The organism is Puia dinghuensis (assembly GCF_014642875.1).
In the GTDB taxonomy this organism is placed as follows: domain Bacteria; phylum Bacteroidota; class Bacteroidia; order Chitinophagales; family Chitinophagaceae; genus Puia; species Puia dinghuensis.
The window spans coordinates 863443-875705 of record NZ_BMJC01000003.1 but is presented as its reverse complement, the minus strand read 5'-3'; the positions used below and the strand labels follow the sequence as shown (position 1 = coordinate 875705).

At 52.6% G+C, this 12263-nt stretch carries 12 protein-coding genes; 10 read left to right on the top strand and 2 right to left on the bottom strand.

The window, feature by feature from the left end:
* The first annotated feature begins 22 nt into the window (after positions 1-22).
* From atpF to IEY39_RS16880, 8 genes are all read left to right on the top strand, one after another.
* Positions 23-517, top strand: coding sequence for a F0F1 ATP synthase subunit B (gene atpF, locus IEY39_RS16915; protein ID WP_188933630.1), 495 nt, complete (start codon positions 23-25; stop codon positions 515-517).
* 4 nt (positions 518-521) lie between these two features.
* Positions 522-1088, top strand: a complete 567-nt coding sequence (gene atpH / locus IEY39_RS16910; RefSeq protein WP_229688947.1) for an ATP synthase F1 subunit delta — start codon at positions 522-524, stop codon at positions 1086-1088.
* Between the two features lie 38 nt (positions 1089-1126).
* A complete protein-coding gene (atpA, locus tag IEY39_RS16905) occupies positions 1127-2704 on the top strand; it encodes a F0F1 ATP synthase subunit alpha (protein WP_188933628.1) in 1578 nt (525 codons plus the stop codon).
* A 555-nt stretch (positions 2705-3259) separates the two neighbouring features.
* Entirely contained in the window at positions 3260-5518 is a 2259-nt protein-coding gene (locus IEY39_RS16900; protein WP_188933626.1) for a TonB-dependent receptor, read from the top strand.
* Between the two features lie 35 nt (positions 5519-5553).
* The gene (locus tag IEY39_RS16895; RefSeq protein WP_188933624.1) at positions 5554-6180 is read left to right on the top strand and encodes a hypothetical protein; all 627 of its coding nucleotides are present in this window, start codon (positions 5554-5556) and stop codon (positions 6178-6180) included.
* A gap of 88 nt (positions 6181-6268) precedes the next feature.
* Positions 6269-6871: a hypothetical protein gene (locus IEY39_RS16890; RefSeq protein ID WP_188933622.1), complete on the top strand. Its 603-nt coding sequence runs from the start codon at positions 6269-6271 to the stop codon at positions 6869-6871.
* Entirely contained in the window at positions 6871-7464 is a 594-nt protein-coding gene (locus tag IEY39_RS16885) for a hypothetical protein (RefSeq protein WP_188933620.1), read from the top strand. The genes IEY39_RS16890 and IEY39_RS16885 overlap by 1 nt, the downstream gene beginning before the upstream one ends.
* Positions 7457-7747 (top strand): winged helix-turn-helix domain-containing protein, encoded by a 291-nt coding sequence (locus tag IEY39_RS16880; RefSeq protein ID WP_188933618.1) that lies wholly within the window; start codon positions 7457-7459, stop codon positions 7745-7747. The genes IEY39_RS16885 and IEY39_RS16880 overlap by 8 nt, the downstream gene beginning before the upstream one ends.
* Before the next feature lie 3 nt (positions 7748-7750).
* On the opposite strand, the gene IEY39_RS16875 is transcribed toward IEY39_RS16880, so the two are convergent.
* Positions 7751-9166 (bottom strand): Ig-like domain-containing protein, encoded by a 1416-nt coding sequence (locus tag IEY39_RS16875; RefSeq protein WP_188933616.1) that lies wholly within the window; start codon positions 9164-9166, stop codon positions 7751-7753.
* 254 nt (positions 9167-9420) lie between these two features.
* Complete coding sequence (gene pdxA / locus IEY39_RS16870) at positions 9421-10509, bottom strand: 4-hydroxythreonine-4-phosphate dehydrogenase PdxA (protein WP_188933614.1); 1089 nt, start codon at positions 10507-10509, stop codon at positions 9421-9423.
* A 44-nt stretch (positions 10510-10553) separates the two neighbouring features.
* On the opposite strand from pdxA, the gene rsmA reads away from it, so the two are divergent.
* A complete protein-coding gene (gene rsmA / locus IEY39_RS16865; protein ID WP_188933612.1) occupies positions 10554-11303 on the top strand; it encodes a 16S rRNA (adenine(1518)-N(6)/adenine(1519)-N(6))-dimethyltransferase RsmA in 750 nt (249 codons plus the stop codon).
* A 9-nt stretch (positions 11304-11312) separates the two neighbouring features.
* The gene (locus IEY39_RS16860; RefSeq protein ID WP_188933610.1) at positions 11313-12236 is read left to right on the top strand and encodes an NAD(P)-dependent oxidoreductase; all 924 of its coding nucleotides are present in this window, start codon (positions 11313-11315) and stop codon (positions 12234-12236) included.
* Positions 12237-12263: the final 27 nt, after the last annotated feature.

The following is a 12263-nucleotide window of genomic DNA, read 5'->3' as shown; positions in this document are numbered from 1 at the left end:
AAAAAACTTTATAAGATATAACATGGATCTCTTAACACCCGACTTAGGCTTATTCGTTTGGAATATTGTTATTTTCCTGCTGTTGCTTATCATCCTGCGCAAGCTTGCCTGGAAGCCGATATTGAAAAGCCTTAAAGAAAGGGAAAAAGGCATCTCCGATTCGCTGGCGTCTGCCGAGAAGATCAAAATGGAGATGGCCCAGATGAAGAATGAGAACGAAGCCCTCCTGGCCAAGGCCCGGGAAGAAAGGGCCCAGCTGCTCAAAGAAGCCCGGGAGACAAAGGACAAGATGATCAACGAAGCAAAGGATATGGCCAAACAGGAAGCCGCCAAGATTATCGTCGATGCCCAGGCCGCTATCGAACAGCAGAAGATGGCAGCCCTCACCGAGGTGAAAAACCAGGTGGGAACCCTGGTGGTAGAGGTTGCGGAAAAGATCCTGCGCCGTCAGCTGGAGAACAAAAGCGAACAGGAGACCTATATCCGTCAATTGTCCAACGAAGTGAAACTCAACTAACCTTATGATGCCCAATCCCCGTTTAGCGGCCCGTTATGCCAAATCGATCCTCGATCTTTCCATTGAAAAAGGAGAGCTGGAAGAGGTATACAAGGACATGCTGCTCCTGCAGGATACCTTCCGTAGCAGCCATGAGTTGGTAAACCTCCTGCGCAGCCCTATCATAAAGGCAGATAAGAAAGGGAAGATACTTGACGCCATCTTCGCCGCTAAGATCAGCTCCCTTACCAGGGCCTTCATCACCTTGTTGCTGAATAAAGAACGGGAAGGCAATCTCCCGGAGATCGCTGTCGCTTTTGTGCAACAATACAAGGACTATAAGGGCATCTCCGTGGTGAAGCTGACTACCGCGGTGCCAGTAAGCGACGACATCAAACAGGCTCTCCTGCAGAAGTTGCGCACCGAACGCCAGCTGCAGCAGATCGAGCTCGATACGGATGTAAGACAGGAACTCATCGGCGGCTTTATCCTCGAGATCGGTGACCAGCGGATAGACACCAGCGTCGCATTCGAGCTCAACAATATCAGGAAACAATTCCAGAACAACGACTTTATATATAAGATCAGGTAAACCGACAACAACAAACAAACTTCAAACAGAATACAATTATGGCAGAGATCAAACCGGATGAAATTTCAGCGATATTGCGCCAGCAATTGAGCAATGCAAATGTTTCCGCGGAGCTGGAAGAAGTCGGCACCGTCCTGCAGGTAGGCGATGGCATCGCCCGGGTGTATGGACTCAGCAATGTCGGCGCAGGTGAGCTGGTGGAATTCGAAAATGGCGTAAGAGCCATCGCTCTCAACCTGGAAGAAGACAACGTGGGTGTGGTATTGATGGGGGAGAGCGGAGACATCAAGGAAGGCGCAACCGTTCGTCGTACCGGTAAAATTGCTTCCATCAAGGTCGGAGAAGGCATGCTTGGCCGGGTGGTGAACACGCTCGGCGAACCCATCGACGGGAAAGGCCCCATCTCCGGCGAAAAATATGAAATGCCCCTCGAGCGTAAGGCCCCGGGTGTTATCTTCCGTGAGCCGGTGAAAGAGCCGCTGCAAACCGGTATCAAGTCTATCGACGCCATGATCCCCATTGGCCGTGGACAACGTGAGCTGATCATCGGCGACCGCCAGACCGGAAAGACTGCCATCGCTATCGACACTATCATCAACCAGAAAGAGTTTTATAAGGCCGGTAAGCCCGTATTCTGCATCTATGTTGCCATCGGGCAGAAGGCTTCCACCGTAGCCGGTGTTATGAAAACCCTGGCTGACAATGACGCACTCGATTACACGGTGATCGTAGCTGCTTCGGCTTCCGATCCGGCTCCCCTCCAGTTCTACGCCCCCTTCGCCGGCGCTGCTATCGGTGAGTTCTTCCGCGATAGCGGCAGACCCGCGCTCATCATCTATGATGACCTTTCGAAACAGGCCGTTGCTTATCGGGAAGTATCTCTGCTGCTCCGCCGCCCGCCAGGTCGCGAAGCCTATCCCGGTGATGTATTCTATCTGCACAGCCGTCTGCTCGAACGCGCCGCCAAGATCATCTCCGACGACAACGTGGCAAAGAATATGAACGATCTTCCCAATTCCATCCGTCACCTCGTAAAAGGAGGCGGTTCGCTGACAGCCCTGCCGATCATCGAGACGCAGGCCGGTGACGTATCTGCTTATATCCCCACCAACGTGATCTCCATCACCGATGGACAGATATTCCTGGAGGGTAACCTGTTCAACTCCGGCATCCGCCCCGCTATCAACGTGGGCATCTCCGTTAGCCGCGTAGGTGGCAACGCCCAGATCAAGTCGATGAAGAAAGTGGCCGGTACCCTCAAATTGGACCAGGCCCTCTACCGTGAGATGGAAGCCTTCTCCAAATTCGGCGGCGACCTCGATGCAGCCACCAAGCTGATCATCGACAAGGGCGCACGTAATGTGGAGATTCTCAAACAACCGCAATACTCCCCCTTCCCCGTAGAAAAGCAGGTAGCGATCATCTACCTCGGGACCCAGGGCCTGTTGCGGCAGGTAAAGGTCAGTAAGGTGAAAGAATTCGAAGACCACTTCCTGATGGAGATGGAGAACAAATTGCCCGACGTGCTCGCGGAGTTCAAGAAGGGTAATCTACCCGACGATGGAGTCAAGAAAATGGTCGAGCTTGCTAACGGCCTCGTCCCACAGTACAAATAAGAAATGTCAAGAATACCCAAAGAGGCCGCACCACCCAAGTGCGGCCTTCTTTGTTAAAAAAAGTGCCCGTAACCCTTGCAGAATTCGAAACCTTTTATAATCTTTACAGCGTCATCATCGACGACTCTCCAAGCTCCCGAAAAACACTCCATTACTTTTTATTTCCAATCCTTTATTGTAAGTTCATCCGTTCACTGGACGAAAAAGAATGACCGGGCCATTATCGCCAGGGGATCCGTACAAGATCATCGACTCCTCTACCGCGGTTGAACCCGTATACAACTGATTATCATAGTAGCAACTCTTGTCCTCGGCCGCGGCCAAAGGATCGGACTGCTATCCAAAATATAGGGAACACGAAGATTTTAGTTTTAAAGGGTACGATCAACAACCGCCGGGCTTGTCTAAGCCTGGCTTTTTTTTTGCGCGCCTTCACCGGTAAAAACACCCCATTCAACCCCCATTTCCCGCCCTCAACCGAGATTTCTAAATAAATTTATAAAATAGTTTGGTTTATATTATAAACCAATTTACCTTAGCTTAAAATTATGAGAAATGAGAACACCTGCCTTATTCATAGCCCTCCTCCTGCTCACCGGCTGGCTCCACGCCCAGACCCGCATATCCGGATCTGTAAAAGACGGTAAAGGCCACCCCCTCCGCGGCGCCAGCATCACCATAAAAGACTCTTATGACGGCGCCACCGCCGACTCCCTCGGAAAATTCCACTTCGAAGCAGCCGAAACAGGCGCTCAAACCCTTACCATTACCAACATCGGCTATAACCCCGTCGAACAGACCGTCACCCTCTCCGGTACCCCCATCGAACTCCATATCGCCCTCAAAGAACAGCTTAGCGAACTCAAAGCCGTAACGATCACCGCCGGCTCCTTCACCGCCGGCGACGCCAAACGCGGGGCCGTACTCAGCTCCATCGACGTAGCCACCACCGCCGGCTCCAACGCCGATATCACCGCGGCCCTCAAAACTCTCCCCGGCGCCCAGCAGGTAGGCGAGCAGGAAGGCCTCTTCGTACGCGGCGGCGCCGGTTACGAGGCCAAACAATATATAGATGGAACCCTGGTCAACAACCCCTACTACACCAGCGTACCCGACATCGCCCAACGGGGCCGGTTCTCCCCCTTCCTTTTTAAAGGGACGGTATTCAGCACCGGCGGCTATTCCGCCCTCTACGGTCAGGCCCTTTCTTCCGTCGTCCTGCTCGAATCCATCGACCTGCCCGAAAAATCGGAGATCGACGCCACCATCTCTCCACTGGTGGTTGGCCTGGGCACGCAGCAGCTGGCCAGGAATAAGCAATCTTCCTATGGGTTCAGCTACGACTATGTCAACGCCTACGCCTATTTCAAAGCCATTCCTCAGGACGTCGACTATTTCCGGATGCCTCAATTCCACAACGGTGACGCCAACTTCCGCATCCGTACCAAGAGCGGCGGGATGATCAAATACTATACGACCTTCGCCTATAACGATCTGGGTCTACGCCGCCAGGACTGGGACAGCCTCAATATGAAAGACGCCTTTGGCCTCACCAACCACAACTGGTACAACAACCTTAGTTGGCGCGACTACCTTAGCAACGGCTGGAAAATGGACCTCGGCGCCAGCTACAGCACCAACCTGGATAACCTCGGCCAGCGGGTGCAGAACGCCGCCAACCAGGACCAGTCTTTCAACGACTCCGTCTTCTGGATGAACTACAAGGGCTTCAACATCGACCAGCGGCAGGATCTCTCACAGGTGCGCGCCGTCTTCGACAAGAAACTGGGCACCCTCAGCGCCATCCGGTTTGGCTCCGAATACTGGTATTCGTACAACTACCAGAAATACCGCAACCCGGCCTACCACACCGATACCCTGTACAAATTCACGGATAATTTCAATTCCCTGTTCGCAGAATCCGACATCTACCTCACCAATGCGCTGGCGGCAAAGGTTGGCGTCCGCTACGAACACTCCAGCGTGATCAATAAATCCGACATCGCTCCCCGGGTATCCCTCGCTTACCGCACCGGTCCGGAAGCCCAGGTATCCCTGGCCTATGGCATCTTCTACCAAAAACCGGAGAGTAACCAGCTTTTCGCTACGACCAATGTCGGCTTCACAAAGGCCACTCACTATATCATCAACTATCAGAAGATGTCGAAAGATCGCATCTTCCGCATCGAAGCCTACTATAAGAAGTACGAAGATCTCATCAAGACCGTCCCCATCAATTATTACTATTCCACCTATAACAACAGCGGCAGCGGCTATGCGAAAGGCTTCGAGCTGTTCTGGCGTGACAAGAAGAGCATTAAGAACTTCGACTACTGGATCAGCTATTCCTACCTGGATACCAAACGCAACTATCTCAACTTCACCGAGCAAATGACACCCAACTTCGCTGCCACCCACACCGCTTCCCTTGTCATGAAACGCTTCTTTACCAAGATCAAGTCCGGCGTCAACGTGACATACAGCTACGCCACCGGCCGGCCGTATTACAACCTCATGCTCAACGGACTCAAATATAATCTGGCCGAACAGGGTAAGACAGTGGATTACAACAGCCTGAATCTCAGCGCCGAATATATCCCGAGCATGGGCAATAACAAGGCAAAGTCCTTCGTGGTCCTCTTTGCAAGCGTGAGCAATGTGTTGGGATATAATTCGGTCTATGGGTATAATTTCTCTTACAGCGGCCTCTACAAACAACCCATAACACCCCCGGCCAAACGATTCTACTTCGTCGGCTGCTTCATCAGCTGGGGTGTCGATCGCTCGCAGGACGCCATTAACAACAACTTATAAACCATTCACCATTTCACATCATAAAAACTACATCTATGCGTAAGACAATCCTTTTCTTTACCCTGCTGATCTCCCTCGCAGCAGGCGCTCAGTCCGACAAGTACACCCAGGTGATGCAGAAGAACATTACCCTGCTCGACTCCGCCAAGACCATCGACGATCTGCAAAGCCTGGCCGGAACTTTCGATCGCATCGGCGATGCCGAAAAGACCAAATGGCTCCCCTATTACTATGCCGCCCTTGCCCAGACCTGGATCGGCTGGAACCCCGCTACCCAGGACAAGGACGCCAACTCTGCCAAGATCAACGCCTACCTTGCCAAGGCTGAAGCCATCGAAAAGAATTCCGAGCTCTATGCTGTAGAGAACATGTCCGCCACCCAGCAGATGCTGGTAGATCCCTCGACCCGCTGGGCCACCAATGGTAAAGATGCCGCAGCCGCCCTCCAGAAAGGAATGGAAGCCGATCCTAACAACCCCCGGCTCTACTACCTCCAGGGGATGAGCCTCTTTGGTACTCCGACCCAGTTCGGCGGTGGTAAGGACAAGGCAAAGCCATTGTTCGAAAAGTCGATCGCCCTGTACAAAAGCGCGCAGCCAAAGCCGCTATACCCCACCTGGGGCGAGAAACAGGCGGAACAAATGCTTTCTCAATGTCAATAAGACATATATATGTCAGTAAAATGTGCGCGTCTGAACCGGCTTTGTCGTTCAGGCGCGCTACCTTTCCTGCTTAAACCCAATTTGTATCATGGAGAATAATACGGAGAACTTCTCACCGGAAGACAGCCTCAGGGTCATTCAGACCATGATCGACAAAACAAAGACTTCCGTCGTGGACAACAGCTTTTATTTCCTTGTTTGGGGATGGCTGGTGTTTAGCGGTGCACTCCTCCAATATATCCTGGTTGTTTTCGTAAAAACCCCTGCCAATGGCGCTGCCTGGAACGTCATGTTCCTGGGCTTTATCATTTCTATCGTGAGACGGGTGAAGAATAAGCCCCCCAGGGTAAAGACCTTCATCGACGAAGGACTGGCCAGCATCTGGCTCTGCATCTTTGTCGTGCAGATACTCATCGTCATCATCTTCCTCCGGCGGGGAGACTGGGAGCACTGTTATCCCATATTTCTCATCCTGTATTCCGTTGGCTGCTTTCTCACCGGTCGTATGCTGAAATTCCCACCCCTGGTCTGGGGCGCCGCAGCCTGCTGGGCAATAGTCATTCTCATGACCTTCGTCGATGCTGTAACCAATATGCTGCTGACATCCGGGGCAGTCCTGCTGAGCTATATCATCCCGGGATACCTGCTTCGTGGCGAATATAAAAAGCAACTACTAAACCAACCCAACTGATGGAACAGGAAAAAGAAATGACCGGCCAGGAAAGCCTCGAACTCATCACCAGGATGATCAAGCGGGCCCGTAGAGATTATCTCAACAGCGGGCTTAGCGCTCTTCTCTGGGGTACCGTGATCCCTATTTGCAGCCTCGTGACTTTTGCCAACTATTACCTCAAGTGGCCGGCGCTGGATTATATTTGGTTATTGACCATCGTGGCGGTAGTGCCGCAGGTGGTCATTGCCGTCCGCGAACGCAAGGGCAAGAGATACCGGTCTTATGATGAAGACCATCTGGGCGGCATCTGGATCAGCTTTGGCATTGCTGTCTGGCTGCTGACCTTTGTCTTCGGCCGCTATCCTGTCAATGGGGAGGGCGCTATTTACCTCACGCTCTACGGGGTACCCACTTTTGCCACCGGCTATACCCGTGGCTTCCGGCCCATGCTGCTGGGAGGCCTGGCCTGCTGGGCGCTGGCTGTGGTGAGCCTCTATTGTAATTATCCGTATACGATGCTATGCATCGCCGCCGGGGCTCTTTTGGCCTGGTTCATCCCCGGGCTCATCCTTAGAAAGTGCTATCTGAAAGCAAAAGAAAAACATGTTTAAAGATCTAAACCCGATATTACATTCCCAGCTACGCCTTGCCGTAGTATCCATCCTCATCTCGGTGAAGGAGGCGGAATTCACCTATCTCCGGGAAAAGACGGATGCTACAGCCGGCAATCTAAGCGTTCAGATCAATAAATTAAAGGAGGCCGGCTACATCGACGTCACAAAGACCTTCAAGGATAACTACCCTCAAACCATCTGTAAGATCACGCCCCAGGGCGTACAGGCTTTTGAAGAATATGTCCGCGACCTGCAGTCGTATCTCAATATAAAAAAATAGCGCTTAGCTCTTTGCCAGCTTCATCGTCAGCCGCTCGTTGCTATTGATGATCACTTCCAACTGGTACATCCCCGGCTGCAGCTGGGAAGTCCCTTCGATGTTGTACTTGTTCGAACCATACTCACCCATCGCCGACTGCTTGATCAGCTCACTGCCGTTGTCATCCATCACCCGCACCATCACAAAGGATTTCTCCTTCAGCTGAACATTCACCTGGATGTCGTTTACGTTGGGGTCGGGGGTGACGCTCACCGCCTCGACGCTCCGGGTGCCATACGAACGGAGGATCAGCACCTTCGAATAGGTAACCCGGTTGTTACCATCCACCTGCCGGAGACGATAGTACAGGTCATTCTTCCGCTCCTGCTCATGTATCTTGTCGCTAAAGGTATATTGACCGAGAGCCTCATCCGCCTTCACCTCGCCCACCTTCTTATAGTAGGTTCCATCGAGGCTCCGCTCGACCTCGAACACCTTACTGTGGTTGTCGCTGCCCGTATTCCAGTCGATGGCTACCTCTTTCCTGTTGTAAAGCGCCTCAAAGCTCAACAAGCTGCTCCGGCTGGGGAAATGGATGGTAGCCGTCGTGGTCATGGAGCAAAGGGCAGGCGAGCCGTTGTCACAAACCTTATAGCTAAACTGCGTAGAATTTCCCTTAAAGCCATCTTTCGGTGTGAAGACGAAATCTCCATTCTTCTGCAGCTCGACCTGGCCATCGGGTGATTCGGTCATCAGGTAAGCCGTCATCGTCTCGTGGTTGGGATCATAATCGTTGCTCAGCACATTGCCGTTGGCCGTGTGAGAAGCCGTACCGGAAAACTTATCCTTCAGCGATACCGGGGCGACATTACACGTAGAAGCATAATGTGGGGCGGCGCCAATCTTCAATTCATCGATGGCGATGCGCTCTGCACCCCCGATGCCCTGGTAATTGATAGCCAGGCTGTAGGCGCCGGTGAGCATGAGGGGCTTGTTATAGGTATAGACCTGGCCGGCTGCATCACCCGTCAGCTCCAGGCTGTCCAGGGTAGCGACCGGGTTGTTATTGCCGTCGATGGCGAGGATCCTGATCCAGCGGCGATTGGTTACGGCCTGGTTGAATTTATAAGAAAAAGAAAGAGTAGTGCCGGGCGTGAGGTCCAACAGGGGAGTATAGATACCCGTCCGTTCGGTGGCGCTGGCGCCGGTGCCGGATACCATTGCACCATCCCCCTCGATATTCGGCGTCCAGCCGTTGCGGTTGATGTCAAAATCAGCGAAGAACCAACATTTACCTTGTAAATAGCCTTTTACCTCCGTAAGCCGGACCCCGGGCCGGGAATTGAAATTGTCAGTAGTCGAGGCAGGAGCCGCAAACACCGGTTGGAATAGCAAGGCAGCAACAACCGTGAATGAAGCCATTAGGAAGTTCCTTTTCATCTTTGTAATTTTCAGCAGGTGAAGAATTTGAATAACAGACCGTTGGTGATTCAAAGGAAGGAACGGGAACGGTTTATCCGAAAGGAACTACTTGAATTGAACGCTGTTTTTCGAGGGGATTGTAAATTGGAGTGGATACCCACCAAATCGGACGGAGTCCGATCGTGCCGAAGGCACAGACATTAGCCTAGTGGATACGCTCCAAAGATAGAGCGGAGATTCTGTTTTTGCAAGCCCGGCCGGTAAAAAATACCCTAATTCTCTTCGATCTTCTCGTCCTCGGCATTGGCAAGGACCACAGAACCCATCTTTTTCAATGGGTTGCGCCGGTTCTCATCGTATTCCTGCCGGTTGCGGATAATATCGATACAGGTATAGATGGCCGCGATAAAGGAGGTGTTGTCTGCCTTGTTCTTACCCGCTATGTCAAAGGCCGTACCATGGTCCGGGGAGGTCCGCACCATCGGCAGCCCGGCCGTATAGTTCACCCCTTCCCCGCTGGCCAGCGATTTGAAGGGAATAAGCCCCTGGTCATGATACATCGCCAGCACGGCATCGAAGCGGGAGTGATAGTTCCGGGCAAAAAAGGCGTCGGCGCTGTAAGGACCGAACACCAGCATCTGGTGCTTGGCATCTTTGATGGCCGGCTTGATGATCTCTTCTTCTTCCTTGCCGATGAGTCCTTCATCCCCGGCATGGGGGTTCAGACCCAGTACGGCTATCCGCGGTTTGTCAATGCCAAAATCCCTTATCAGGCTATCCCGCAAAATAGTCAATTTGGACAGGATGGCTTCGCGGGTGATAAACCCGGCGACATCCTTTATGGGCACATGCTCGGTGACCAGGCCAACGCGAAAACCCTCCGACACCATCAACATCAGCACATCATTCGCATTAAAGGCCTTTTTCAGATAGGGCGTATGACCCGTGAAGCTGAAGCTGGGCGACTGAATATTCTTCTTATGGATGGGCGCCGTCACCAATCCCTGGATCTTCTTGTCCCGCAGGGCTTCCACCCCCATCGTCAGGGATTTGACGGCATAGCTCCCGCCGACATCCGTCAATTGGCCCGGCGAAATAGCGATCTCTTCCTCCCAGCAGTTGTAGATATTTATCTGCTTTTGGACGATGCGGGAAAAATCCTTTGTGGTCTGGTAGTTGAAATTCATCTCCGGACTTGACTTCCGGTAGAAGTTGATGAGCTTGTTCGAACCGAAGATCAGGGGGGTGCACAATTCCAGGATCCTATGGTCGGCAAAGGTCTTGATGATCACTTCAGTTCCAATCCCATTCACATCTCCTACGGACACCCCTATCACTGGCTTTGATTGTTGTTGGCTCATACACTTACATTTCAGGGCATAAATATACGTAACTTTACCCCTTCATGTACACCCTGAAAAAATCCCTTGGCCAGCACTTCCTCCGCGACGAGAACATCTCACGGAAGATAGTGGCGGCCCTCCGCCAACGGCCCTTCATTCAGCTGCTGGAAGTGGGACCCGGCGCAGGCGCGCTGACCCGGCATCTCATCGGCCTTGGGGATGTCGACTTCAAGGCGGTAGAGCTCGACGAAGAGAAGGTCCATTACCTCCAGGAAACTTATCCGGTTTTACAGGGCAAACTCATCCATGCCAGCATCCTGGACATCGAAAAACCCTTCCCGGGCAAATTCACGGTCATCGGCAACTTCCCCTATAATATTTCTTCACAGATACTCTTCAAAATGCTGGACTGGAAGGACGATCTCGAGACCATCGTCGGCATGTTCCAGAAAGAAGTGGCCCAGCGCGTGGCGGCAAAGGAGGGCAACAAGACCTATGGCGTTCTCAGCGTGCTCATCCAGGCTTTTTTTGACGTGGAATATCTGTTCGAAGTGCACGAACAATGTTTTAACCCGCCGCCAAAAGTGAAGAGCGCGGTCATCCGGCTGACACCCAGGCAGGCGCCGGCATTTAGGGATGAGAAGAGTTTCTTCCTGCTCGTAAAAACAGCGTTTAACCAGCGCAGAAAGACCTTACGCAATGCCGTGCGATCTCTTTTCGATGAGACCGCTCTCGTCGATCCCATTTTCGATCGCCGGGCCGAACAACTTTCTGTCACCGATTTCGCACAACTCACCTGGAAAATGCGTTAGAAGAATACAATGAAAAAAGTTATCGTCACAGCCAAGGCCCACGAATATCTTATCAACACCCTCACCGAAAAAGGATATACCGTCCAATATTCCCCACAGATCACCTATGACGAATTACTCACCTCCCTCGACGGGACGGTAGGGCTCATCGTAACCACCCGGCTCAAGATCGATCGTGCCGTCATCGACCGTGCCCCATCCCTCCGGTGGATCGGACGCCTGGGCAGCGGGATGGAGCTCATCGACACCGCCTATGCAGAAGAAAAGGGCATCCTTTGCGTCAGCAGCCCCGAAGGCAATCGCAATGCCGTTGGCGAACAGGTGCTGGGCATGCTCCTTGCATTGATGAACAAGTTATTTATCAGCAGCGCCGAAGTAAAAGAGGGGAAATGGATCCGGGACGCCAACCGGGGTACCGAATTAGGCGGTAAAACGGTCGGCATCGTCGGTTTTGGCAATACCGGTGGCGCTTTTGCCCGGGTCCTGGCTGGATTTGATGTCACCATCCTGGCCCATGATAAATATAAGTTTGGCTTTGCCAAAGGCAATGTCCGTGAAGCCTCTCTCGAACAGGTAGCCCGGTATGCGGACGTCATCAGCTTCCACGTCCCGCTAACCGATGAAACCTTTCATATGGCGGGAGATGCCTTCTTCAACTCGCTGGAGAACAAACCCTATTTTATCAATGCCTCCCGGGGGAAGGTCCATGATACCGCGGCGCTCGTCCGGGCTCTGGAAAACGGCAGGATAGCCGGGGCGGCCCTGGACGTCCTTGAAAACGAAAAGCTGGACACCTATACCGACCTCCAGCGGCAGCAGCTGGACTGGCTGCTGGCCCGCCCGGACGTCCTCATCACCCCCCACATCGCCGGGTACTCCCACGAAGCTTTTTTAAAAATGGCCCGGGTAACCCTGGAAAAATTAGGCATTTAGGCCAAAAATTATATTTTACCGATTTTT

Coding starts and splice junctions, on each gene's coding strand:
- atpF (WP_188933630.1), top strand. CDS start 23: ATGGATCTCTTAACACCCGACTTAGGCTTATTCGTTTGGAATATTGTT.
- atpH (WP_229688947.1), top strand. CDS start 522: ATGATGCCCAATCCCCGTTTAGCGGCCCGTTATGCCAAATCGATCCTC.
- atpA (WP_188933628.1), top strand. CDS start 1,127: ATGGCAGAGATCAAACCGGATGAAATTTCAGCGATATTGCGCCAGCAA.
- IEY39_RS16900 (WP_188933626.1), top strand. CDS start 3,260: ATGAGAACACCTGCCTTATTCATAGCCCTCCTCCTGCTCACCGGCTGG.
- IEY39_RS16895 (WP_188933624.1), top strand. CDS start 5,554: ATGCGTAAGACAATCCTTTTCTTTACCCTGCTGATCTCCCTCGCAGCA.
- IEY39_RS16890 (WP_188933622.1), top strand. CDS start 6,269: ATGGAGAATAATACGGAGAACTTCTCACCGGAAGACAGCCTCAGGGTC.
- IEY39_RS16885 (WP_188933620.1), top strand. CDS start 6,871: ATGGAACAGGAAAAAGAAATGACCGGCCAGGAAAGCCTCGAACTCATC.
- IEY39_RS16880 (WP_188933618.1), top strand. CDS start 7,457: ATGTTTAAAGATCTAAACCCGATATTACATTCCCAGCTACGCCTTGCC.
- IEY39_RS16875 (WP_188933616.1), bottom strand. CDS start 9,166: ATGAAAAGGAACTTCCTAATGGCTTCATTCACGGTTGTTGCTGCCTTG.
- pdxA (WP_188933614.1), bottom strand. CDS start 10,509: ATGAGCCAACAACAATCAAAGCCAGTGATAGGGGTGTCCGTAGGAGAT.
- rsmA (WP_188933612.1), top strand. CDS start 10,554: ATGTACACCCTGAAAAAATCCCTTGGCCAGCACTTCCTCCGCGACGAG.
- IEY39_RS16860 (WP_188933610.1), top strand. CDS start 11,313: ATGAAAAAAGTTATCGTCACAGCCAAGGCCCACGAATATCTTATCAAC.